This window comes from Clostridium lundense DSM 17049, assembly GCF_000619945.1.
In the GTDB taxonomy this organism is placed as follows: Bacteria; Bacillota; Clostridia; order Clostridiales; family Clostridiaceae; genus Clostridium_AO; species Clostridium_AO lundense.
In genome coordinates, this window is sequence record NZ_JHVC01000001.1 from 469,379 (window position 1) to 494,396 (window position 25,018).

General features: G+C 29.1%; 19 protein-coding genes and 1 pseudogene. 15 read left to right on the forward strand and 5 right to left on the reverse strand.

Going from position 1 to position 25,018, the window contains the following annotated elements; translation table 11 throughout:
- Window positions 1-43: 43 nt before the first annotated feature.
- The 5 genes and pseudogenes from T514_RS0102205 to T514_RS23710 all read left to right on the forward strand — a co-directional run bounded on the left by T514_RS0102205 (window position 44) and on the right by T514_RS23710 (window position 8,333).
- On the forward strand, window positions 44-3,814 hold the full coding sequence (locus T514_RS0102205; protein ID WP_027623279.1) for a phosphoribosylformylglycinamidine synthase: 3,771 nt from the start codon (window positions 44-46) through the stop codon (window positions 3,812-3,814).
- A gap of 483 nt (window positions 3,815-4,297) precedes the next feature.
- Complete coding sequence (locus tag T514_RS0102210; protein WP_027623280.1) at window positions 4,298-4,675, forward strand: BlaI/MecI/CopY family transcriptional regulator; 378 nt, start codon at window positions 4,298-4,300, stop codon at window positions 4,673-4,675.
- A gap of 1 nt (window position 4,676) precedes the next feature.
- Window positions 4,677-6,407, forward strand: coding sequence for a M56 family metallopeptidase (locus T514_RS0102215; protein WP_027623281.1), 1,731 nt, complete (start codon window positions 4,677-4,679; stop codon window positions 6,405-6,407).
- Window positions 6,408-6,699: 292 nt separating this feature from the next.
- Entirely contained in the window at window positions 6,700-7,344 is a 645-nt protein-coding gene (locus T514_RS0102220) for a DUF3267 domain-containing protein (RefSeq protein ID WP_242850543.1), read from the forward strand.
- Between the two features lie 93 nt (window positions 7,345-7,437).
- Window positions 7,438-8,333: pseudogene (locus T514_RS23710) on the forward strand (5'-nucleotidase).
- A gap of 81 nt (window positions 8,334-8,414) precedes the next feature.
- On the opposite strand, the gene T514_RS0102230 reads toward T514_RS23710, so the two are convergent.
- Window positions 8,415-9,398, reverse strand: coding sequence for an alpha/beta hydrolase family protein (locus tag T514_RS0102230; RefSeq protein ID WP_027623283.1), 984 nt, complete (start codon window positions 9,396-9,398; stop codon window positions 8,415-8,417).
- Window positions 9,399-9,596: 198 nt separating this feature from the next.
- Here T514_RS0102230 and T514_RS0102235 point away from each other — a divergent pair, with 198 nt between their 5' ends.
- The 5 genes from T514_RS0102235 to T514_RS0102255 all read left to right on the forward strand — a co-directional run bounded on the left by T514_RS0102235 (window position 9,597) and on the right by T514_RS0102255 (window position 13,187).
- Window positions 9,597-10,256: a tetratricopeptide repeat protein gene (locus T514_RS0102235; protein WP_034867858.1), complete on the forward strand. Its 660-nt coding sequence runs from the start codon at window positions 9,597-9,599 to the stop codon at window positions 10,254-10,256.
- A 1-nt stretch (window position 10,257) separates the two neighbouring features.
- Window positions 10,258-10,944: a hypothetical protein gene (locus tag T514_RS0102240; RefSeq protein WP_027623285.1), complete on the forward strand. Its 687-nt coding sequence runs from the start codon at window positions 10,258-10,260 to the stop codon at window positions 10,942-10,944.
- A gap of 75 nt (window positions 10,945-11,019) precedes the next feature.
- Window positions 11,020-11,289 (forward strand): ACT domain-containing protein, encoded by a 270-nt coding sequence (locus tag T514_RS0102245; protein ID WP_027623286.1) that lies wholly within the window; start codon window positions 11,020-11,022, stop codon window positions 11,287-11,289.
- 14 nt (window positions 11,290-11,303) lie between these two features.
- On the forward strand, window positions 11,304-12,662 hold the full coding sequence (locus T514_RS0102250; protein ID WP_027623287.1) for a PFL family protein: 1,359 nt from the start codon (window positions 11,304-11,306) through the stop codon (window positions 12,660-12,662).
- 12 nt (window positions 12,663-12,674) lie between these two features.
- Window positions 12,675-13,187 (forward strand): NUDIX hydrolase, encoded by a 513-nt coding sequence (locus T514_RS0102255; protein WP_027623288.1) that lies wholly within the window; start codon window positions 12,675-12,677, stop codon window positions 13,185-13,187.
- Window positions 13,188-13,289: 102 nt separating this feature from the next.
- Here T514_RS0102255 and T514_RS0102260 read toward each other — a convergent pair whose 3' ends face one another.
- Both T514_RS0102260 and ltaE read right to left on the reverse strand, forming a co-directional pair.
- Window positions 13,290-14,363: a GerMN domain-containing protein gene (locus T514_RS0102260; RefSeq protein WP_027623289.1), complete on the reverse strand. Its 1,074-nt coding sequence runs from the start codon at window positions 14,361-14,363 to the stop codon at window positions 13,290-13,292.
- A 119-nt stretch (window positions 14,364-14,482) separates the two neighbouring features.
- Window positions 14,483-15,514, reverse strand: coding sequence for a low-specificity L-threonine aldolase (gene ltaE, locus T514_RS0102265; protein WP_027623290.1), 1,032 nt, complete (start codon window positions 15,512-15,514; stop codon window positions 14,483-14,485).
- 213 nt (window positions 15,515-15,727) lie between these two features.
- Between ltaE and T514_RS0102270 the strand changes: the two genes are divergently transcribed.
- From T514_RS0102270 to T514_RS0102285, 4 genes are all read left to right on the forward strand, one after another.
- Window positions 15,728-17,650 (forward strand): PrkA family serine protein kinase, encoded by a 1,923-nt coding sequence (locus T514_RS0102270; RefSeq protein ID WP_027623291.1) that lies wholly within the window; start codon window positions 15,728-15,730, stop codon window positions 17,648-17,650.
- Window positions 17,651-17,654: 4 nt separating this feature from the next.
- Entirely contained in the window at window positions 17,655-18,845 is a 1,191-nt protein-coding gene (yhbH, locus tag T514_RS0102275; RefSeq protein ID WP_027623292.1) for a sporulation protein YhbH, read from the forward strand.
- 23 nt (window positions 18,846-18,868) lie between these two features.
- Entirely contained in the window at window positions 18,869-20,233 is a 1,365-nt protein-coding gene (locus tag T514_RS0102280) for a SpoVR family protein (protein ID WP_027623293.1), read from the forward strand.
- A 181-nt stretch (window positions 20,234-20,414) separates the two neighbouring features.
- Window positions 20,415-21,521, forward strand: coding sequence for a DEAD/DEAH box helicase (locus T514_RS0102285; RefSeq protein WP_027623294.1), 1,107 nt, complete (start codon window positions 20,415-20,417; stop codon window positions 21,519-21,521).
- Between the two features lie 66 nt (window positions 21,522-21,587).
- Here the strand turns inward: T514_RS0102285 and T514_RS0102290 are convergent, their stop codons facing one another.
- Both T514_RS0102290 and proB read right to left on the reverse strand, forming a co-directional pair.
- Entirely contained in the window at window positions 21,588-22,877 is a 1,290-nt protein-coding gene (locus tag T514_RS0102290) for a glutamate-5-semialdehyde dehydrogenase (protein ID WP_027623295.1), read from the reverse strand.
- Window positions 22,878-22,894: 17 nt separating this feature from the next.
- Complete coding sequence (gene proB / locus T514_RS0102295) at window positions 22,895-23,710, reverse strand: glutamate 5-kinase (protein ID WP_051541713.1); 816 nt, start codon at window positions 23,708-23,710, stop codon at window positions 22,895-22,897.
- A 248-nt stretch (window positions 23,711-23,958) separates the two neighbouring features.
- On the opposite strand from proB, the gene T514_RS0102300 reads away from it, so the two are divergent.
- Entirely contained in the window at window positions 23,959-24,984 is a 1,026-nt protein-coding gene (locus T514_RS0102300) for a C45 family autoproteolytic acyltransferase/hydrolase (protein WP_027623297.1), read from the forward strand.
- The last annotated feature ends 34 nt before the right edge of the window (window positions 24,985-25,018 follow it).

Consider the following 25,018-nt stretch of genomic DNA (forward strand, 5'->3'; position numbering starts at 1 on the left):
GGATTATAAAATATTGTTCGTAATGAGGGGGATAAAAAGCATTATGAAAACTGAAATATTTAGAATTTATGTGGAGAAAAAAAAGGAAATAGATGTAGAAGGAGATGAAATTTTAAAAGATATAAAATTAACTTTAGGAATAAACAGTCTAAAGAATATTAGAGTAATAAATAGATATGACATAGAAGGAATTACTAAGGAACAACTAAACAAATCTATAGATATAATTTTTTCAGAGCCAGTAGTGGATTATGTATATGAAGAAGAATTATCTTTAGCTACAAGCGAAAGAATATTTGGAGTGGAATATTTACCAGGACAATATGATCAAAGAGCGGATTCTGCAATTCAATGTGTTCAAATACTTACCCAAAGTAGTTCGGTTAATATAAAAACTGCAAAAATTTATGTTATAAAAGGAAATGTAACTGAAGAAGAATTTAAAAAAATAAAGACATATTGTATAAATAGTGTAGACTCAAAAGAAGCTAGTTTAGAGAAATCTGCATCATTAGAGTTGAATTTAGAAACTCCAAGTGATATAAAAATTATAGATAATTTCATTAATTTTAATGAAGAAGAATTAAAACACTTTTTAAATAATGAAGGATTAGCTCTTTCATTAAATGATTTAAAGTTTTGTAAGGAATATTTTATAAAGGAAAATAGAAATCCTTCCATTACTGAAATTAAAGTAATTGATACCTATTGGTCTGATCATTGTAGACATACAACTTTTAATACAATAATTGAAGAGGTTAATATAGAGAACAAAGAAGAAAACATACCTTTAAGAGAAAGTTATGAAAATTATTTGAGTATTAGAAAAGATTTATATATTGGAAGAGATAAAAAGCTTTCACTTATGGATATAGCTACTATTGCTATGAAAAAGTTATCTAAAGAAGGAAAATTAAATGATTTAGATAAAAGTGAAGAAATAAATGCATGTAGTATTGCAGTAGATATAGAAGTGGATGGAAAATTGGAAAAATGGCTAGTTATGTTTAAAAATGAAACTCATAATCATCCTACAGAAATAGAACCTTTTGGTGGAGCAGCTACTTGCTTAGGAGGAGCTATAAGGGATCCACTATCCGGAAGAGCATATGTATATCAAGCTATGAGAGTAACAGGAAGCGGAGATCCTAGAAAAAGTATTGAGGAAACTTTAGAGGGGAAATTACCTCAGAAAAAAATAACACTATCAGCTGCTAAGGGTTATAGTTCTTACGGTAATCAAATTGGACTAGCTACTGGTCATGTGTCAGAAGTTTATCATGAAGGCTTTGTGGCTAAGAGAATGGAAGTAGGAGCAGTTATAGGAGCAGTAAAGAAAGAAAATGTAATAAGAGAAACTCCAGTGGCAACAGATTGCATTATCTTATTAGGAGGAAAAACAGGAAGAGACGGTTGTGGCGGAGCAACTGGTTCCTCAAAGGAACATGATGAAAAGTCTATAGTAGAATGTAGTTCGGAAGTTCAAAAAGGAAATGCACCAACAGAAAGAAAAATTCAAAGATTTTTTAGAAATGAAGAAGTAATTAAAATGATTAAAAGATGTAATGACTTTGGTGCTGGTGGAGTATCTGTAGCTGTAGGAGAAATTGCTGATGGCTTAAATATAAATTTAGATTTAGTTCCTAAAAAATACGAAGGATTAGATGGAACAGAACTTGCTATATCTGAGTCTCAGGAAAGAATGGCTATAGCAATCAGTTCAGATAATGTAGATAGATTTATAAAACTTGCCCATGAAGAAAACTTAGAGGCTACAAAAATTGGGGAAGTAACAGAAGAAAAAAGGCTTAGAATGTATTGGAGAGAAAATTTAATTGTAGATTTAGATAGAGAATTTTTAAATTCTAGTGGAGCATCAAGCTATACAAATATAATGGTAAAGGCTCCAGTAGAAAGTGAAAACTTCTTTGATAACTATAATAAAGACTATGAAAATTATGAAAGTGCATTTATTAAAACTTTAGAAAAATTAAATGTATGCAGTCAAAAGGGCTTAGTAGAAAGATTTGATTCATCTATAGGAGCTGGAACTGTTGTAATGCCTTTTGGAGGAAAATATTCATTAACACCTTCTCAAAGTATGGTTGCTAAAGTTCCTATGTTAGAAGGAGAAACTAATGCTGGTACTATAATGAGTTATGGCTATAACCCTTATATTGGAGAGTGGAGTCCATTTCATGGAGGATTATATGCTGTAATTGAAGCCGTAGCTAAAATAGTAGCAGCAGGTGGAGATTATAGTAAAATAAGATTAAGTTGTCAAGAATACTTTGAAAAGCTTGGTGACAATCCAGAAAAATGGGGCAAGCCTTTTGCGGCACTATTAGGAGCATTAAAAGTTCAAACTGCTTTAGATATACCAGCTATAGGTGGAAAAGATAGTATGTCAGGAAGCTTTAAAGAATTGCATGTACCACCTACTTTAATAGCTTTTGGAGTAAATGTAGTAAATGTGAAAAATGTAATATCACCAGAATTTAAGAATGAAGGTCATAAAGTAGTATTAATAAGTCTTCCAAGAGATAAACACCATGTACCAAATTTTGAAGAGTTGAAGAAAAACTATGAAAGAATTAATTCTCTTATAAAGACAGGAAAAATAATTTCAGCTTATGCAGTAGGAGAAGGTGGTATAGTAGAGGCTGTAAGTAAAATGGCTTTTGGTAATAAAATTGGAGTTAGATTTGAAAAAGATTCTTGGATAAATATAGACAACTTGCTTTCACCAGAATATGGCTCTATAGTAGTAGAACTTAATAATGAAGTAAAAGAGGAAGAAGAATTAAAAGGTATTTCTTATAAATTATTAGGAGAAACAACAGCTGAGTCCTATTTTGTTATAGGTGATGAAAAAATTAATTTAGACAAATTAATTCAGAGTTGGGAATATTCTTTAGAAAGCGTATTTAAAACTAAAGCAGAAGCTATTGATATAAACATTGAAAACATTAAATACAATAGTGAAGTAAAGAAGACTTCAATATTAAAAAATATTAAACCAGAAGTATTTATACCTGTATTTCCAGGAACTAACTGTGAGTATGATACTAGTAGGGCATTTAAAAAGGCAGGTGCAAAATCTAATATAGTAGTGTTTAAAAATAATAGCATAATGGATATAGAAGAATCCATAGAAGCTATGGTAAAGGCTATAAATTCATGTAACATATTAATGATTCCTGGAGGTTTTAGTGCAGGAGATGAACCTGACGGATCAGGAAAATTTATTGCAACTGTATTTAGAAATGAAAGGATTAAGGAGGCTACTATGAATCTTTTAAATAAAAGAGATGGATTAGCTTTAGGTATATGCAATGGATTCCAAGCATTAATTAAGTTAGGACTTGTACCTTATGGTGAAATAAGAGAAATAACTGAGGATTCTCCAACACTAACTTACAATAAAATTGGAAGACACGTATCTCGTATGGTTAGAACAAAGGTAGTTTCAAATAAGTCTCCTTGGTTTAGCAATGTAAATGTAGAAGACATTTTTACAGTGCCAGTATCTCATGGTGAGGGAAGATTTGTAGCTTGTGAAGAAGAAATAAAAAGACTTATTGCTAATGGGCAAATAGCTACTCAATATGTAGACTTTGATGGAAATGCTACTTATGACATAGAATTTAATCCTAATGGATCTTATTATGCAGTAGAAGGAATAACAAGTCCAGATGGAAGAGTGCTAGGTAAAATGGCACACTCAGAGAGAATAGGAGAAAGAGTTAGCATCAATGTATATGGAGAAATGGATATGAAGATTTTCAAGTCTGGAGTGGAATACTTTAAATAAAGTGCTGTACACTTTATTTAAGAGTATAGATAACAGAGTATAGAGCATAGATTAGAAGGATTTTACTCCATTACACTATAGAAAAACTTAGAATAAAAATTATAAATAATAAAGAACATACATAGAATTATATAAATTAAATCTATGTATGTTTTTATTTTTGGGGTAATTTGTTTACAATATGTCGTATATTTGATTATAGTTTCCATATTTTGTACAATGAAAGCAAGATTTAATAGTAAATAAATGAGAAATATATCATATAAGAGATAGAGAAATATGAATATAATTCAGACTGATAGGTTAGGTTTTAGAGAATTTACACAAGCAGATGTAGTGATCCAATTGTAATAAAGTATTGTTTAGGTACTATAGATCAATAATATACATTTAAAAAACAAAATTAACTACTTAATATTGACAAGAGCCGACCACAGATGTAGACTGAATATATAACTACAAATGTGGTCGGAGGTATGTGCTATGGGAAAATATAATATTAGTGAAGCAGAATGGAAAGTGATGACATGTTTATGGAAAGAATCAAATTTAACTTTAAAACAAATTTCACAAAATCTTAAAGATACAAAGTGGAGTTATAGTACTATAAGAACATTGGTAACAAGACTTATGGAGAAAGGAGCAATTGATGCAGATAAATCATCATCTTCAAATTTCAAATACTTTCCTGTTGTATCAGAAAAGGAATGTAAAGTTCAGGAAACAAAAAATTTTCTTACACGGGTTTTTAATGGATCTGTATCAATGATGATTTCAGCTTTAGCTAAGCAGGAGGAACTTTCTTCAAAAGAGGTTGAAGAGCTTAAGAAAATTATAGAAAGTATGGATGGTGGTGAGTAGTATGATAGATTATTTTATAAATATAACTATTACCACTTCTATTACAGCATGTATCATTTTAATAGTAAAGAAACTTCTTAAAAGCAAAATTTCTCCCAATTGGCAATTCATCATTTGGATTGTACTTTTTATGAGACTTGTAATTCCTGTTTTGCCTAAAAGTAATATGAGCATTTTTAATACTGTGCCACAGGTTAAAGATATAGAAGTTTCCCAAAAGTTTATAAAAAGTATTCCATCTGGGACTAAAGATTTTGCTACAGAAAATATTACTTTAGGAGAAAAAAATAAAGAATTTGTTCTTAGTGAAGTTTTAGTAGATAATATATTTTTTATCTGGGCAGTTGGTGCAGTAATTATGTTATTGTTTATGAGTATCACATATTACTCATTTCATAAGAAAACAAGAAAACTTAAAATATTAAGTGATTCCGATATTATGTCTATATTAGATAAATGTAGGAAAGCAGTAGAAATAAATAAAGATGTTATTGTAAGATTAGGTGGAGAAACTCCTATGTTAAAGGGGATAATAAAACCAGAAATTTTATTACCAGAAGGATATACAAAAGAAGAACTTATAAGCGTATTTACCCATGAACTTATACATTATAAGCATAAAGATGTTTTATGGAATATTATAAGCACAATATTACTTTGTGTTTATTGGTATAATCCTATTATGTGGTATTGTTCTTTTGTATTTAGAAGAGATATGGAGATTTTATGTGATTATAGAGTTTTAGAAATTAATAAAAATAAAAAGGAATATTCTAATGTACTTCTTAAAACTGCTTTAAGAAAAAATAAGTTTATATTAGGAACTACATCACTTCAAAATGGAGAGAAAGATGTAACTAAAAGAATCAAATATATTGCCTATTTTAAGGAACCAAAAGTAATATGGAGCATTGCTATAGTTGTTATTGTAACTTTCATTGCAGTAACTTGTCTTACAAATCCAGTGATAAAATCTCATGGGAAATTTAATAAGTCAAAATCTGAAAAACTATATGAATACAAGACGCAGTATGTGGGGACAGCGTATAAAGTTGGTAATCTTACTGATTACCTAAATTATTCTGAGTATAAGAATCAATTTTCTTTACAGACAAAATCTGAACCTTATGGTATAACTATAAACTATAAAATTAAGCCTGAAGTATTTTCAGAAATAAGCTATAATAAAGTACTAGAAAATGCAGCAGTAATATTTTGTCTTGTAGATAATGTTGACACAGTTACATTTGAATTTTGTGATGGAGAGAAAAGTGACAATTTTTCATTTAATCGAGGCCTTTTTAATAGTGCATTTGGAAAGAATATAAGAGAATATTCTTCATCATTAAAAATATTTAAAGATGAATTTATACCTATGATAAAGAAGCAAGATTGGAGTGAAATAAAGGAAAAAGCAAGCAATTCAAGTACCTTTATTAGAGATGAAGTAGAAAAAAATCTAGAGATAATAATATCCTCTCCAAAGACATCATCAAATCCTTCAGATTATATTAAGATTCATAGAAAAGAATATGAAAATATTTTAAAGATGGGAGATGAAGCTTTGGAATATATGCTTTCTTTATTTAAGGATAAAAAAACAAAGGGGCTCAAGTCTCATATTATGATGTCATTATGCATTGATTTATTAGGGGATAGAAATAATGTAAAAGAAGGTTCGTATGCCTCTCCAGAACAGTGGTATGAAAAATTTTCTCAAGTTTTACAATAAGATATTTGCTCAGTGGGGAGGAGGAATTTTGTAAACCACAACAATATATTGCATAAGTTAAATATAATGAGCTGTTGGTAATATATTTATCAGCAGCTTTTTATACATTAAAAGTGGTCTAAGTTAAATTAGATAGTTATTAATTAAAAGTTTTATTAAGTTATAACACAATATATGATAAAATATGCTATAATTTGTGTAATGAGTTGTATATAGTAATTACTGCATATAGAAAATTAATTTGTAAAATTAGACAGAGAGAAATATAAAAAATATAATATTAGCATATTATTTGAAGTTAATATTATGGCAAAAAGGAGTGGGAAATATCAAAGTAAAAAATAATATGCCCAAAGCAGACAAAGAAAAACATTTAGCATTAGTTAAAGAACAATGGGTACAATTAAAAGAGCCAAAATCTATTGGAAGTGCTATATTAATATCAGTTCCAATAATGATACTAAATGCTATAATTACAGTATCAATAATTAACATAGTCTCACCAATTTCTTTGAAAGAATTTGGATTAAGTGAAAATTCTTTTTCTATAAACATTAATGGATTTCAAATTTTAGGGATATTTTTAACATTAATAATACATGAGTTTATACATTTAATTTTTATACCAAACTTTATAAAATCAGATGAAACATTTATAGGGCTTACTCCTTTTGGTGGATATGTGTATTCAGAAGAAGTAATAGCTAAATCAAGATACATTCTTATTACTATTGCTCCTTTTATTGTTATTTCAATAATACTACCATTGATATTAGGAGTTTTAGGATTATTAAGTCCATCTATGAAGTTTTTAATACTTTTAAACTCTATGGGCGCTTCAGTAGATATTTTGAACTTGATTAATGTATTATTCCAAGTACCTTCTAGCTCAAATTTAACAAGTTGTGGTATGAATACTTACTGGAAGAAAATTTAAAAAATATTATGGTTTGTTTTAAGAAATTCAATGTAATATAAAATATTGGTACGATTTTACAAAATAAAAAGGTTGAGTAAGGAGGGAAGTATTATGGCATATGATTTAAAGGACAAACTAGTAATAGGTATTTCATCCAGAGCATTATTTAATCTAGAAGAAGAAAATAATATTTATGAGAAAAATGGTGTGGAAGAGTATTCAAAATATCAAATAGAACATGAGGATGAAATATTAGAAAAAGGAGCCGCATTTCCCTTAATAGAAGCTTTACTTAATTTAAATAAAAAATTTGATAAACCAGTAGTAGAAGTTATAGTTATGTCAAGAAATAGTCCGGAAACTGGACTGAGAGTATTTAACTCAATTAACTATTATAATCTTGATATAATAAGGGCGGCTTTTACAGGAGGAAAATCTATTACACCATATTTAGATGCATTTAAGATTGATCTTTTTTTATCTAAAAGTGAAGAAGATGTTCAAAAGGCAGTAGATAATGGTTTTGCAGCAGCACATGTCTATGATCTTCCTAAAAATTTTGATGGTAGTAAAGATGAGATTAGAATCGCATTTGATGCAGATGCTGTTATATTTTCAGAAGAATCGGAGAAAATTTATAAGGAAAAAGGGTTAGAAGCATTTTTAGAAAATGAAAGAATCAATGTAAATAAACCTTTATCTGAAGGACCATTTGGTAAACTATTAAAAACTTTATCCCTAATAAAAGATAAGGAAGTAGCAAATTCAGAGTATTTAAGAATTGCAATTGTAACAGCGAGAAATAGCCCAGCACATAAAAGAGTTATTTTAACACTTAGACAATGGGGTGTTCATGTTGATGAAGCTTTTTTTTAGGTGGAATATCAAAGGATAAAATATTAAAAGCTTTTAATGCACATATATTTTTCGATGATCAGGATACCCATGCAGGACCTGCATCAGAGGTTATACCATCTGCCAGAGTGCCTTACAAATCAGATTTATAAATTAAATATAGTATGAAATAGTGAATATAGAGTATCACGTTATATGTATTAACTATAGTGTGATACTCTTTGTCTTTGTTTTTAAATAGTTGAGTTTTGAAGAATAAATCTTAATACTTCTTTAGATAAGGTAAGAATATCTTCTTTGTTTAAGCCTGATAGATCATGGCTACTATTTTCAAGAGTAACTAGTTTTGACCAAATATTATTTTCTTTACATTTATTATAAAGTTCAATGCCATTTTTATAAGGAACTATAGTATCATTTTTGCTATAAATCATTAATGTTTTTGGAGCTTCTTTATGAATATAACTTACAGGATTATATTTTAAAGTTATTTCACTTATATTAGGAATAGATCTTAAAATATTATTGATATCCCAATTAACTTTTGAAAAATCTAAAGTATTTAAATCAGTAGGTCCTAAAAAGTCAATAATATATTTAACTTTGGAAGGATAGTTTTCTAAAGTTTTATCATCTCTAAACTCATTGTTGTTTGAGTATGATGCAAGTAAAGATAAATGGGCTCCTGCTGAAATACCTAAAAGTCCTATCTCATTGGTATTAAAATTATAAATATCTTTATTCTTGTAAACCCATCGTATAGCATCTTTAACATCAGATACAAGTTTGTCAAAATTAACTCCAGGTTTCATAAGTTCGTATTCAACGCTTACTATAGTAAAACCTTCTTCACGAAAAGAATCTAATATAGGAGAAAGTATTGATGGAATATTTTTATTACCATAAACCCATGAACCACCATGAATATATATAATTACTGGAGAGCCTTTAGAAAGCCCCTTTTTAGATTTATAAATATCTAAGGTCAATGGAACATTGTTAGTATTTTTATAAACAACATTTTTAATATCAGCAGTACTTGATTTACCCAAACTTTTAGTATTAGGAATTGAAGAGACATTTTGCTTTAAAGAAATATATTTTTTCCCTATATTCACATAAAATTTAATTTGACCCCTATAGATAAAAGCAAAACATGAAACTAAAATAAAAATTAACAATAAAAATATTTTAATAAACTTAAAAAATTTCTTCATAAGTGCAGCTCCTTAAAAATTTAAATATCCAATTTAATTGTACAATAAAAATAATAAATTATCAAAATGCTTGTAAATTAAAGTGAAAAAATGTATATTTATTAATAACTATTGATTAAAAACATAGTATAGGGTAGATTTTTTTATATAATTAGATATATAATAGAAATGTTAACCATAATACAAGGAGTGAAGCAAATGAGTAACAGTATTAAATATACTACTAAAAATTATCAAAAAACAATTTTAGAAAAGTATCAAACTGCAATAATTGAAGAAAATTATAAGGAACGTATATTGAAAGAAATAGATGGAAAAAAGTGTTTGCAGAACTATTTTAAAGATTACATGAAAAAAAATAATGAAGCATTAGATTTAGAATGGGGATGCTTAATGTACTTATTTATAAAATCTGCTGAGAAAAAGGATGTAACAGGAGTAGAGGAATTTTATAAAAAATTAAAATCTTATCCTGAAAATTATTTTGAAGAATACATATTAGGCGATATTAATTTAATGTATTATGGAAATATTTTTGAATCAAAAGATAAATTTACAAAAGCATTGGAATTAAAGCCAAATGATTCTAACTCATATTATGATCTTGGATTTATATATAATCTATTGGGGGTTTTTGACAAATCTTTGGAGTGTTTTAATAAAGCTGTATATTATAGCGAAAATGCTGATGATGCAAAGGAAATTAAGCTAAAGTCTCTTCATAATATTGCAGTTTATTATATAACTGTAGATAATGATTATGAAAGAGCCGAAGAGATATTAAATAACATTTTAGAAGAAGATCCTGATTATGATAGAGCAATGGCAACTTTAAGAACTTTAAAGGAGGAAGAATAATATGGAGAATAATACAAAAGAAAAAAGTGTATGGTTTCCAAATCAGTTATCAGCAGTAAAATTATTTTTAGCTCAAATAGAATTTTCAATTAACGAAACTTATGAGCAATTAGATGGAAAAACACTTTATGAATATACAATAATAAATAATGACAAGTCAGGAATACTAAAAATTCTTCCTGAATTAAAAAATTCCCCTATTTTAGAAGAATATAATAAGATGCTTCCATTAGATAAAACAGAATTTTTATATCAATCTGTATATAAGAAAACAGGAGGAATATTAAATTTATTCCATGGGGAAATTAATGAAAGTATGGATAATGAATTAAAAGAATTATTTAGAAAAAATGAAGATAAAAATAAGGCTATAAAGTTATGGAAAGATACAAAATCAGATCTATGGAGTTCATTATCTCCGAAGCTAGTTTGGGCTGGAGGCGGAAAATTAGAAAAAGAATTATTACTTCAGTTTTGTGATAAACTAACTGATATAATGCAAGGTAAGCAGTTTTATACTCAGGGTAGTGCCATAATTAAATCAATGGAATATTTAAGAGCTTGGCAGCTAGCCTATAATCCAATTTGTAATGATTCTCCTATGAATGCTATCATAAAAGAAAGAGAAGAAATATATGATAGAAAGATTAAATTCTTAAAAGAAATGAATATAGAGTGTGATTTTTAATTAGCATATATCCCCAAAATTTATTTGTGAAATTTTGGGGATTAAATATAATAATAAATAAAGGTGGGTAATAAAATGAGGGCTATAATAACTGTAATTGGTAAGGACAAAGTAGGAATAATTGCCGGTGTAAGCGGTGAACTTTCAAGTATGAAGGTAAATATTTTGGATATAAGTCAAACAATAATCCAAGAGTATTTTACTATGATTATGTTAGTAGATATGGGAAAATCTAATGTATCTTTTGAGGGGATAAAAGATGCATTAAATAAAAAGGGTGAAGAATTAGGAGTATCCATTAGAATACAGCATGAAGAAATATTTGAGTCTATGCACCGCATATAAAAGGGGGAAGGCAAATGATTAATTCATATGATATTTTAGAGACTATAAGAATGATAGAAAAGGAGAAATTGGATATAAGAACCATTACAATGGGAATTTCTCTTTTAGATTGCATAAATTCTGATGGTAAAGTAGCAAGAGGGAAAATATATGATAAGATAACAACTAAAGCTGAAAAGTTAGTTAAGGTTGGGGAAGACATAGAAAGAGAATATGGAATACCTATAATACATAAAAGAATATCAGTAACTCCTATATCACTAATAGCAGGGGCTTCAGATGATAAGGATTATGTAGAGTTTGCAAAAATTTTAGATAAAGCAGCAGATACAGTAGGGATAAACTTTATAGGAGGTTTTTCTGCCCTTGTTCATAAAGGGTATACAAAGGGAGATAAAATTCTTATAGAATCTATACCAGAAGCACTTAGGGTAACTGAAAAAGTATGCTCTTCTGTGAATATTGGCTCTTCAAAAACAGGTATAAATATGGATGCTGTAAAGCAAATGGGAAGAATAATTAAGAGTACAGCAGAGTTAACCAAAGATAGAGATGGTATAGGTAGTGCTAAACTTGTAGTGTTTGCTAATGCGGTAGAAGATAATCCTTTTATGGCAGGAGCTTTTCATGGTGTAGGAGAGGGAGAATGTGTAATAAATGTAGGTGTAAGTGGACCAGGGGTAGTTAAGTCTGCATTGGAAAGTATAAGGGGTGAAAGTTTTGATATAGTGGCTGAAACTATAAAGAAGACCTCTTTTAAAATTACAAGAATGGGTCAACTAGTTGCAAGAGAAGCATCTAAAAGACTTAATGTTCCATTTGGTATAGTAGATTTATCTTTAGCTCCAACTCCTTCAGTAGGTGATAGTGTTGCTCATATTTTAGAAGAGATGGGTATTGAAAGTTGTGGAGCTCCTGGAACTACAGCAGCTCTTGCGCTTTTAAATGACGCAGTAAAAAAAGGTGGAGTAATGGCATGTAGCCATGTAGGAGGACTTAGTGGAGCTTTTATACCAGTAAGTGAAGACATTGGAATGATAAATGCTGTGGAAAGAGGAGCTTTAAATATAGAGAAATTAGAAGCTATGACCTGTGTGTGTTCAGTAGGGCTGGATATGATAGGGATACCTGGAGATACACCAGAAGAAACTATTTCTGCTATAATAGCAGATGAAGCGGCTATAGGAGTTATTAATAATAAAACAACTGCAGTTAGAATTATTCCTGTACCAGGGAAAACTGTTGGTGATACTGTAGAGTTTGGAGGTCTTTTAGGAAAGGCTCCAATTATGGCTGTAAGTAAGTTTTCTAGTGTTGATTTTGTAAATAGGGGAGGCAGAATACCTGCGCCTATACATAGCTTTAAAAATTAAGGAGGGATTTATGTGGGGGATACTTGTATATATGATGGTTGGCTAAAGTTATATAAAAGAAATATAAATGGAAAAAACTATGAAATAGTAAAAAATCATAGCGCAGTTTCAGCTGCTGTTATTAATGAATTTGATGAAATATTATTAGTTAAACAATTTAGACCTTCTATTATGAAAGAAACCTTAGAAATACCAGCAGGGCTTTTAGATATAGAAGGGGAGAGTATAGATGAATGTTTAGTTAGGGAACTTAAAGAGGAGACTGCGTTAGATGTAAAAACGGAGGAATTAGAAAAAATCATTTCATATAAACCTATTTTAGGGTTTAGTGCAAGTACTATGCATTTATTTAAAGTAAAGGTAAAGAGGGATTCTTTTAGTTCAGAAAAAATTAAAGATGGAGATGTAACAGAAGGATTTTGGATACCTTTTAAAGAATTTGAGGATATGATATCACAAGGAAAGATAGAAGATGATAAGACTATAATGGCTTATTTTTATTTAAAGAGTAAAAATAAGATATGAGCATTGTTTAAATGTAAGTACAGGGTATTAGGTATTAATTTAATATGTATAAAAATAGAAAGTAAAAAAATCTGTTGAGGTTAACTCAACAGATTTTTTACTTTATTTATATTCTGATACGCCCTTATAATCTACTTTAAGAGTTTCATTTTCTTTTAGAATTATATGACCAGAAGCGTATGGTTTACCCGATAAAGTTATAGAAACTTTATCTACATTATAATAATCACCTAATGTATTAGTAATACTTCTTAATATAGCTGCTTCTAAACCACTACCAGCATTCATTTCTTTTACAAAGTTATCAGTAACATCAATTTTTACTATATTAGCTTTACTATCTACAGATACTTTATTTATCTTTACATTTTCAGGCATAACTTTATTTATGTTTTTATTAGGAACTTCTTTAAAATTCTTTTCTAAAATGCTCTTTAAGTCGTTATTAGTATTAAATCGCAATGTTCTATTTACAAATATAATTTTGTCTTCATTATAATTTGGATAATAGAATTTAACAGTTTGGATAACAGGAACATTTTCTTCAATCTTTTGAAGCGAAGTTATAACTTCTAAACCTTTTGATTGGAAAACCGTTTTTACAAGTCCTATATTTAAAACATAATAATCAAATGTCTTAGATTCAGTATCCTCTGTAGTAACTTCTATAGCTTTAAATTTTCCAGCAGGAGTTTCTATTTCTTTATCTACATCAGATATAAATCTTTTGCTTCCATTAGCTAAAGTCCAAGAAGTTCCCTTAGCTAGTGGTTCTTTTAACAAAATTTCATAATTGTCATTTTTTGTATCAATTATACTATCTCTATGATAAAATTCTCCTTGTGAAGCTATAGCTCGTAGTTCTCCATCTTTTATTTCTAGTACGTTTGCAGAGGTTGTACCTGGATTTACAATTCTTAATTGAATTCTATCTCCTTGTATATAATCAGTGTAAACAGATTTTTCTGCAAATTCATTTCCTTTTCCTTCATATTTCATTCTAATGTTTTCTTTGAAAGGAAAGTAATTTTTGATAGTATAATTATTATTTTTATCTGATGCAGGAGTTTCTATTTTTGTATTTTCACTTTTATCTTTTTCCGCATTAGTATTAGGTTTATTACAGGAAGTTAGTAGAATAAAAGGTAAAAGAAATATTAGTATATATTTTTTCATGTATAACCCTCCTTAATATAGTTCTTGTAATATATATGAAAGATAATAAATATGGATATATTAAAATCATATGGTAAAAAGCGAGGGGACATAACTAGAAATACCTTTACAATTAGGCTTTATTTTCTATTTAAAATTTCTTTTAAGGTTTTTATAACATAATCTATATCTTCTCGTTTAATCCAATAATTTGTTACAAATCTTAATTCTCCATTTTCTGGGCCATTAATTTTTATGCCTTTTTTATAAAATTCTTCTACTAATTTATCCATATTATATAGTTCATCATTCATGTTAAAGAATACCATATTTATATTGATATCGTCAAGATTTATGTTTATTCCAGGTATTTTAGATAATTGTTCACCCAAATAAAGGGCATTTTCATGATCTTCTTTTAAATACTTTCTCATGTCTTTTAAAGCTATTAATCCAGCAGCAGCTAATATACCAGCTTGTCTTAAACCTCCACCCATGATTTTTCTTTTTTTTCGTGCCTTTTGTATAAAATCCTTACTTCCTGCAAGTATGGAGCCAACAGGAGCACAAAGCCCTTTAGAGAGACAGAACATTACAGAGTCACAATACTTAGTAATTTCTTTAGGATGAACATTAAGATAGGCTGCTGCATTAAATAACCTTGCTCCATCTAAATGTACAGGAATATTATGTTTTAGTCCAATTTCATATATATCTTTCATGTTTTCTAGAGATATAACTTTTCCATTTGAATGAGCATTTTCAACACATATAAGGGCTGTTTCTGGGAAGTGAATGTCTACACCTCTTATTCTCTTCTCTACTTCAAATGGATTTATTTCACCTTTATTACTTTTTATAGGTCTTAACTGTACACCAGCAATAATTGCAGGGGCACCAACTTCATGCATTACTATGTGGCAGTCTTCTCCAAGTATTACTTCATTTCCCCTATTACAATGTGTAAACAAAGAAAGTTGATTTCCAAAGGTACCACTCGGAACAAATAAGGATGCTTCCTTATGAACTAATTCAGCAGCATAACTTTCCAATTCAGTTATTGTTGGATCATCACCATAAACATCATCTCCAACCTCGGCTTTATACATAGCCTTTCTCATTTCTTCTGTAGGTTTAGTTACAGTATCACTTCTTAAATCAATAAAGTTCATTATAATTCCCTCCTTGTTATTTAAAAGAGTTAATTTTTAATAGCATAAATCTATGCTTTCTTAATTTTATTATATTCCAATAATAGTTATTTATAAATAGAAAAATTATTGATTACTATTCGCTAACACAAAGTTTGTTCTAAAATCTAGTAAAAATTAATATAAATACAATAAAATATATGGCTACAATTATCAATTTTTATGGAGGGAATTATGAATTTTAAAGAGTTAATTGAAAAAGATAGAGAAAAAAGAAAAGGAGAAAAGTTTCAAGGAACTCTTATGGATTATTTAGAAATTATTAAGAATAATCCTGAAATATGCAATTTGGCTCATATGAGAATGTATAATTTAATAACTAAAGAGGGAATTGAAATTTTAGATCCAGAGGAAAATATAAGAGTTAGGAAAATATATGGTAATGAAGTAATAAGGAGCTATAATTTTTTTAATAAGGACTTTTTTGGCATTGATAAAACTTTAATGAAATTAGTTAACTATTTTTATTCAGCTTCCATGAGAGGAGAGGAATCAAGGCAGGTATTGTATTTAGTAGGACCCGTAGGCTCAGGAAAATCTTCTATTGTAGAGTCTTTAAAGAAGGCTATAGAAAATAGTGAATCCATTTATGCAATAAAAGGCTGTCCAATGAGAGAAGAACCTCTGCATCTTATACCTAAGCATTTGAGAAAAGATTTTGAAAAAGAATTAGGTATAAAAATAGAAGGAGATTTATGTCCAGTATGTAGATATAGATTAAAAGAAGAGTATAAGGGAGAATATGAGAAATTCCCAATAGAGAAAGTTGATTTTTCAATTAGATCAAGAAAAGGAATTGGAGTAGTTCCACCGGTAGATCCAAACAATCAAGATACATCGGTGCTTATTGGTTCAGTAGATATATCAAAGATGGATTTATATTCTGAAGATGATCCAAGGATCTTTTCCCTAAATGGAGCTTTTAATGTAGGAAATAGAGGCCTTGTTGAATTTATTGAAGTATTTAAAAATGATGTAGAGTATCTACACACTATCATTACTGCTACTCAGGAAAAGTCTATTCCTTCTCCGGGAAAAGGCTCAATGATATATTTTGATGGAGTTATAGTAGCTCATTCAAATGAAGCAGAGTGGAATAAATTTAAATCTGATCATACTAATGAGGCAATATTAGATAGAATAGTGAAGGTAGAAGTACCTTATTGTTTAGAACTAAATGAAGAGAAAAAGATATATGAAAAAATACTTAAAAAGAGCAGTTTTACAGCTCACATAGCACCACATACTATAGATGTAGCAGCTATGTTTGCGATACTCACTAGACTTACTCCATCAAACAAAGTAGATTTGCTAACTAAACTTAAAATATATAATGGTGAAGAAATAGTAGAAAAGGGAACAACTAAAAAAGTTGATATATCAGAATTAAGGGAAGAGGCAGGACTTGGAGAAGGAATGAGTGGAATATCCACAAGATTTATAATAAAGTCTATTGATAATGCTTTATCAGAGTCAAAATGTAATTGCATTAATCCATTAAGTGTTATGGAGAGTATGATAAAGTCAGTTAAGGATTTAGATATATCTGATGATGAAAGAAAGAAATATTTAGCCTTTTTACAAGATACTATAAGAAAAGAATATAATAAAATATTAGAAAAAGAGATAACTAAAGCTTTTATACAAAGTTTTAGAGAACAAGCAGAAAGTCTTTTTAATAATTATTTAGATCATGCAGAAGCCTTTGTTAACAAAACTAAAATTAAGGATAAGGCTACAGGAGAACAATTAGATCCTGACGAAAAGTTTATGAGATCTATAGAAGAACAAATAGGAATTTCCGATTCCTCCTCTAAAGGCTTTAGATCAGATGTTACATCATATATGTTCTATTTGGTAAGGAAGGGCGCTAAGATAGATTACACATCTTATGAACCATTAAAGGAAGCCATAGAAAAGAAATTAACTTATTCAGTTAGGGAAATGTCAAGAATAATAACAAAATCCAGAGTAAGAGATAAAGAACAAAATGAAAAATATAATGCCATGGTAGAAGAAATGAAGAAGAATGGATATTGCTATGAATGTTGTGATGTAATATTAAAATATGCTGCTAATAATCTATGGAAGGATTGATATAATGGCAGTATTTAGAGAATTTAATCCTATCCCCCATGATAGGTCAGCAGAAGATAGAAGAAGACATCAAAAATTAGTAGAGGAGTCTATCAAAAAAAATTTGGTTGATATACTTTCTGAGGAAAGTTTAATTGGGCAAACAAAGAATAAAAAAATTAAGATTCCTATAAGAGGAATTAAAGAATATCAATTTGTGTATGGCAAAAATTCTTCTGGTGTAGGTAGTGGAGATGGTACTGAAAAAAGGGGAGATAAAATTGGTACAGAAAAAGGGGATAGTGGAAAAGGAAATGCCGGAGCAGGAAATGAAGAGGGAGAAGATATATTTGAAACAGAAATAACTATTGAGGATGTATTTTCATATATATTTGATGATTTGGAACTTCCTAATTTAAGGAAAAAGAAGTTTTCAGAAATACTAATGGAGGGTTCAAAAAAGAAGTGTGGATATCAAAAAAATGGTATTCCTCCAAGACTAGCCAAAAAAAGAACTGTGGTAGAAAAACTAAAAAGGAAACAGGGAATGAAGAGGGTGCTTAGAGAAAGACAGCAAGAATTACATGATGAAGGAAGGACTGTAGAAATAGAAAGATTTCCGTTTAAAAAAGATGATTTAAGATATTACAGAGTAAAGCCACGCAGAAAGAAGGAATACAATGCTGTAGTTATCTGCATTATGGATACTTCTGCCTCAATGGACCAAAATAAAAAATATTTAGCTAGATCCTTCTTTTTTATGATATATAGCTTTATAAAAATGAAATATGAAAGTGCTGAAATAGTTTTCATATCTCATTCTACTACTGCAAAGTTAGTAACAGAGGATGAGTTCTTTCATAAAGTTGAATCTGGTGGAACTTATATATCTAGTGGATATAATATGGCATTAGATATAATAAATGAAAAATATAATCCGGAAAATTATAATATATATGCTTTTCATGCTAGTGATGGAGACAACTGGAGTGAAGATAATGAAAGGGCAATAAAGGCCGCTAATGAATTAAGTGATGTTTGTAATTTGTTTGGATATGTAGAAATAATGACATATGGATATACAAGTACTATTAGAAAAAGATATGGGCAGGAAGTAAAAAAGAATAATTTCGTTCCTGTAACTATGCAGAAGAAAGAAGATTTATGGAATGCTTTAAAGGAATTATTAAAAGCTGAAATAAAAATAAACGGCTAATTATAAGAGGAGGTGAGGCCTCGTTGAGTTATACTTTGAAAGAACTTGAATACTGGAATGAAAAAATTGAAGAAATAGCAAAAGATTTCGGATTAGATTATTATCCACAGGAATTTGAAATAATTGATTATAATGATATGCTTGCTTATGAAGTTTATCTGGGAATGCCTGCAAGGTATCCTCACTGGAGCTTTGGTAAGGCTTATGACAGGCTAAAAACACTTTATCAATATAATCTTACAGGACTACCTTATGAGATGGTTATAAACTCTGATCCTTGTATAGCATATTTAATGAAAGATAATACTTTATTACTCCAAATATTAACCATTGCCCATGTATATGGACACAATGATTTCTTTAAAAATAACAGACTGTTTGTTGTAGGAACAGATGCAAAATATACAATAGAAATGTTTAAAAATCATGGAGATAGAATAAGGGACTATATAAATGATCCTAGCATTGGATATAATGAAGTAGAAAATATTTTAGATGCAGCTCATGCAATAAAGCTCCAGCGAGATAGAAGTATTGGAATAAAAAAATTAACTAATGAAGAACTTAAAACAAGAATAATAAAAGATTATAAAAGTTTTGAGGATAATGATATATTAAAACCCAAGGTTAAAAAAGAATTAGGTAATATAAATAAAATTCCTTTAGAGCCAGAAGAAGATATTTTAAGATTTATAGCAGAATATGGGGATTTATCCTCGTGGGAAAATGATATTATAGAAATAGTAAGAGAAGAGACAAAATATTTTATACCTCAAATAGAGACAAAGATAATGAATGAAGGTTGGGCAAGTTATTGGCACTACAATATACTAAAAAAATTAGATCTACCTCAAGACTTATATCTAGAATTTTTGAAAAGACACAATGATGTAATAACTCCATTAGAAGGAAGAATAAATCCGTATTATATGGGCTTTAAAATATTTACGGAGCTAGAGGATAAATACGGAAAAGAAAAGATTTTTGAAGTAAGATCTATGGAAAGAGATGAATCTTTTATAAGGAGATATTTAACAGAAGAATTATGCCTTGAAATGAATCTTTTCCAATATGGCAAACATGATAAAGACTATGTTATTGAAGAGGTTTCAGATGAAGATGGATACAAGGAAATAAAAAACACACTATGTAGTTCCTGTGGTATGGGAATGATCCCTTATATTACTGTTAGTGATATGAGTTCTTTTAATAAAACCTTACTTTTAGAGCATAAGTTTGATGGTAGAGAATTGGATTTAAATTATGCTGTAGAGACCTTAAAATATATAGTCCAATTATGGCAGCATAAAGTTATTTTAAAAACTAGTTCTAATGATAAATCATTGGATATTGTATGTGACACTGATAAACAAATTACCTACGTTTAAAATTAATAAATTAGTAGTAATCATAGACTTTTTTAGATGTGTATATTATTAATGTAAAAAGGTTTAAGATATAATAAAGAGCATTTAGCTTTCATAAAAGGCTAAGTGCTTTTTATTTGCTATTAATCATAACGTTATGCTATTATAAGTTGATTAAATCAATAACGAAAGGAAATAAATTATGGAATTTAAAGATTTAGGAATTAGTGAAGATATAATAAAAGTATTAGAAAATATGGGTATTACGAAGCCTACCCAAATTCAAGAGGATAGTATTGGACTTATTAAAGCAGGAAAAGATGTTATAGGAGAGTCACAAACGGGCACAGGCAAAACACTTGCTTTTTTACTTCCTATTTTTGAAAATATAAAACAAAATATAAATGAAATTCAAGTACTTATTGTAACACCTACAAGAGAGCTTGCTATTCAAATAACTGAGCAGGCTATGAAACTTAATAAAGCTAAGGACATAAATATCTTATCTATATATGGTGGAAAAGACATAGGGTCTCAACTAAAAAAGTTAAATAAAAATATTCATTTAATTATTGCAACACCAGGTAGACTTTTAGATCATATAGACAGAGGGACAGTGGATCTTAGTAAATTAAAAACTTTAGTACTAGATGAAGCGGATCAGCTATTATTTATGGGTTTTAAAAATGATATAGAATCTATTGTAAAGAAAACATCTAAAAAACGTCAAACCTTATGCTTCTCTGCAACTATGGATTCTGAAGTTAAAAAATTAGCTTATAGATATGTAAATGATGCAGTAATGATTGCAGTTAAAAAACAAGAAGTTACGCTTAATAATATTAAGCAGCAGGTAGTAGAAACAACAGATAGAAATAAAAGAAATGATCTATGCAAAGTTTTAGAGGAAGATAATCCGTTTATGGCTATTATATTTTGTAGAACTAAGAGAAGAGTAGATGAACTTGAAGTAGTACTTTATGGGCGTGGATATAACTGTGTAAAAATACATAGTGATATACCTCAAGCAAAACGTGAGAGAATAATGAAATCTTTTAGAAATGCAGATATTCAGTATTTAATAGCTACAGATGTAGCAGCAAGAGGTTTAGATATAAGCGGAGTTAGTCATATATATAATTATGATATTCCAGAAAATGTGGAAAGCTATATACATCGTATTGGTAGAACAGGGCGAGCTGGTGAAACTGGTTACACTTGTTTATTTATAGATGAAAAAGATAAAAGAGATCTAGAAGAAATAGAAAAAACTATAAAATTTAAAATACCTATAAGAAAATTATATTAAAATCTAGAATATTAAAAAGCATAGGGACAGAAATACTATATTCATGTCTCTATGCTTTTATTAACTTTATTTTCTAATCTGTCCATTTCCGTAAACAATATATTTTGTTGTAGTAAGCTGCTCAAGTCCCATTGGGCCTCTTGCATGAAGTTTTTGAGTACTTATGCCTATTTCAGCACCAAAGCCATATTCAAAGCCATCTGTAAATCTTGTGGAAGCATTGACATATACTGCAGCAGCATCTACTTCATTTAAAAATCTCTGTGAATTAGAATAGTTTTCTGTAATTATAGATTCTGAATGTTTAGTTCCATGTTTGTATATATGGTCTAGTGCTTCATCTAAAGAAGGCACTACTTTAACAGATAATATTAAGTCTAAGAATTCAGTATCCCAATCTGCATCTGTAGCATCTACAATATGTTTTAAAATTTCCTCATCTTTTGTGGAGCTTACAATTATTTTTTTACCTTCACCACAAACTCTTACTTCTACTCCTAATTTTGAAAGTGAAGTAGCAATTATAGGTAAGAATTTTTCTGCTACATTTTGGTGTATAAGTAAACTTTCCATAGCATTACATACAGCAGGTCTTTGAACCTTGGCATTTATTATAATATCTTCTGCCATTTTTAAATTTGCACTTTCATCTACAAATACATGACAGTTACCAACCCCTGTTTCTATTACAGGTACTGTAGCATTTTTAACTACAGTTTGTATAAGACCTTTTCCACCTCTAGGAATTAGTACATCTATATATTCATTTAACTTTAACATCATGTTAACAGCTTCTCTATCAGTAGTTTCTATAAGTTGTACTGTTCCTTCAGGAAGACCACATTCTTTACAGGCATTACTTAATATATTAGCTACAACTTTATTAGTGTTTATAGCTTCAGAACCACCTCTAAGAATTACTGCATTACCAGATTTTAAGCAAAGTGCTGCAGCGTCAACAGTAACATTAGGTCTTGCTTCATAAATTATACCAATAACTCCTAAAGGAACTCTTTTTTGTCCTATAGTAATACCATTTGGTCTTTTCCACATCTTTGTGATTTCTCCGATAGGGTCTGGTAATTCAGATACCTGTCTTAAGCCTTCGCTCATATCTAAAATTCTTTTTTCATTTATTAAAAGTCTGTCTAGCATTGCTCTACTTAAGCCTTTTTCTTCGCCATTTTTCATATCCATAAGGTTGGCTTCTATTATAGAATTCATATTATTTTCTAAAGCTTTAGCCATAGCATGTAAAACCTTATTTTTTGAGTCGGTATCAAGGGTAGATAGTACCCTTGCAGCTAGTTGAGCCTTTTTTCCCTTTTCTATTAAATATTCTTTTAAATTATCCATAGTGTATCCTCCTGTAATTATTTATTAGCCTTAAACCAAGTTCCAACTTCTTTTTCATCTAAAATATCTCTTAAAACCTCAGCATTATCTCCATTAACTATAACCATGGAGATACCTGAAGAGGTAGCAATTTTTGCAGCATTAATTTTTGTAGCCATGCCTCCTGTTCCAAGATTTGAACCAGCACCACCAGCGCAAGATACTATTTCTTCAGTAATTTCATCTACGAAATAGATAAGTTTTGCATTTTTATTTTTTCTTGGATCTGAGTCATATAAACCATCTATATCAGACATAAGGATTAATAAATCCACTCCAACTAGTTTAGCTACTAATGCAGATAAGGTATCGTTATCTCCAACCTTTATTTCATCTACTACTACTGCATCATTTTCATTTATTATTGGAATAACCCTTTGTTCCAGTAGGGAAGTAAAGGCATTGTGAGCATTGCTACGTCTTATAGGGTCTGTCATATCTTCTTTTGTAAGAAGTATTTGCCCAACAGTTTTTCCATACTCTGAAAAAACTTTTTCGTACATGTGCATTAATATTCCTTGGCCAACTGCAGCAGCAGCTTGTTTTTCTGGAATACTCTCAGGTCTTTTCTTAAGACCAAGTTTCCCCATACCTGCCCCTATAGCACCGGAACTAACTAGAATAATTCCATATCCTCTATTGTGTAGATCAGATAATTGGCGAACTAAGTGTTCGATATGAGATAAATTTAGTAGTCCATTGCTATAAGTTAAAGTGGAGGATCCAACCTTAACTACAATATTTTTTACATTTTTTATTTGTTCGCTTCTATTGTTTTTTATTCCATTATCCATAGTTTTAGCCCCCTTATTTTTTATATGCTCATCTCATAAATTTAAGAAAACAAAAAACATCTTACTTATGCTTATTATAATTAATGGGTAAATATAAGTCTATATTTATGTTATGTATAGTGAAAAAATAATAGTTAAATTTAATATATAATTTGGATTAGTATTTTAATTTATATTTCTTAACCTTTTATTATTATATCTAAATGTTATATTATAATAAAGTATAATATTTTTATTGGAGGCTTATTATGGAAAACAAGATGAGATTTTTACATGTAAAGGGTACAGCTTATGAAAGAGGCAGAATGTCAGGGATAGAACTAAGACAAGCTATTCAAAGGGAGCTAGAAAACTATAAACACTTGTTACATAATAAAGAAATCATGGAGAAGGTAGACAAGGTTAAAAAAGTTATAGAAGATACATTCCCTGAATATTTACAGGAGGTAAATGGCAGAGCAGATGGAGCATCAGTAAACAGAGATGTTTATTTTTTAATAATGTGTCCAGAAATATTAAATGAAGGGGTGGGATGTACTTCTTTAGTTTATAAAAGAGAAGATGGAACATTTATTTTAGCTCACAATGAAGATGATATTTATAAGCCATCAAATTCAGCCATTACTAAATGTGATATGGGCAATGAATGGTTTACAACTTATGATTATTGTAATATGCCTTTTGGAAATGCTTTTAGTTTTAATAGTCATGGTATAGTTAAAACTATTAATTATTGTTACAGTGATGATATGAACATAGAAGGTATTCCAAGATATTTTATTCAAAGACATATAAGTGAGGCAAAATCCTTAAATGATTTTATAAATAGATGCAATATAGCAAATAGAGCTTCAGGATTTCATGCTATTGCTTTGGATATAAATAAAAACCAATGCGTATCTATTGAAACTACTGCGTCACATATTAGTGTAGAGGAAATTAAAGATTATTATGTACATACTAACCACTATATACATAAGGATATAAATAAAGGTATTATAAATGTCCAAGAAGGGAGTACGTCTATTTTTAGACTAAATAAGGGAAAAGAACTATTAATAAAAGGAATAGAAAATCAAGGCGATAAACTAAATGTTGATAGCTTTATAGAAATGTTAAATTATAGAGGAACAAAATATAGTGATTCAATTTTAGCATTAAAGAATGAGCCTAATTTTACCTGCGCTAGATTTGCTATTGATACAAGAGAAAAGAACAAGGCATGGCTTCAGTTTTTTGATACTCAAGAAGGATTTTTTGTAGATTATAAATAAAGATTTAAAAATGAACAATCTTTTTGGATTACAT

Excerpts from the sequence above, each read along its gene's own strand:
- T514_RS0102205 (WP_027623279.1), top strand. The coding sequence starts at position 44 with ATGAAAACTGAAATATTTAGAATTTATGTGGAGAAAAAAAAGGAAATA.
- T514_RS0102210 (WP_027623280.1), top strand. The coding sequence starts at position 4,298 with ATGGGAAAATATAATATTAGTGAAGCAGAATGGAAAGTGATGACATGT.
- T514_RS0102215 (WP_027623281.1), top strand. The coding sequence starts at position 4,677 with ATGATAGATTATTTTATAAATATAACTATTACCACTTCTATTACAGCA.
- T514_RS0102230 (WP_027623283.1), bottom strand. The coding sequence starts at position 9,398 with ATGAAGAAATTTTTTAAGTTTATTAAAATATTTTTATTGTTAATTTTT.
- T514_RS0102235 (WP_034867858.1), top strand. The coding sequence starts at position 9,597 with ATGAGTAACAGTATTAAATATACTACTAAAAATTATCAAAAAACAATT.
- T514_RS0102240 (WP_027623285.1), top strand. The coding sequence starts at position 10,258 with ATGGAGAATAATACAAAAGAAAAAAGTGTATGGTTTCCAAATCAGTTA.
- T514_RS0102245 (WP_027623286.1), top strand. The coding sequence starts at position 11,020 with ATGAGGGCTATAATAACTGTAATTGGTAAGGACAAAGTAGGAATAATT.
- T514_RS0102250 (WP_027623287.1), top strand. The coding sequence starts at position 11,304 with ATGATTAATTCATATGATATTTTAGAGACTATAAGAATGATAGAAAAG.
- T514_RS0102260 (WP_027623289.1), bottom strand. The coding sequence starts at position 14,363 with ATGAAAAAATATATACTAATATTTCTTTTACCTTTTATTCTACTAACT.
- ltaE (WP_027623290.1), bottom strand. The coding sequence starts at position 15,514 with ATGAACTTTATTGATTTAAGAAGTGATACTGTAACTAAACCTACAGAA.
- T514_RS0102270 (WP_027623291.1), top strand. The coding sequence starts at position 15,728 with ATGAATTTTAAAGAGTTAATTGAAAAAGATAGAGAAAAAAGAAAAGGA.
- yhbH (WP_027623292.1), top strand. The coding sequence starts at position 17,655 with ATGGCAGTATTTAGAGAATTTAATCCTATCCCCCATGATAGGTCAGCA.
- T514_RS0102285 (WP_027623294.1), top strand. The coding sequence starts at position 20,415 with ATGGAATTTAAAGATTTAGGAATTAGTGAAGATATAATAAAAGTATTA.
- T514_RS0102290 (WP_027623295.1), bottom strand. The coding sequence starts at position 22,877 with ATGGATAATTTAAAAGAATATTTAATAGAAAAGGGAAAAAAGGCTCAA.
- proB (WP_051541713.1), bottom strand. The coding sequence starts at position 23,710 with ATGGATAATGGAATAAAAAACAATAGAAGCGAACAAATAAAAAATGTA.
- T514_RS0102300 (WP_027623297.1), top strand. The coding sequence starts at position 23,959 with ATGGAAAACAAGATGAGATTTTTACATGTAAAGGGTACAGCTTATGAA.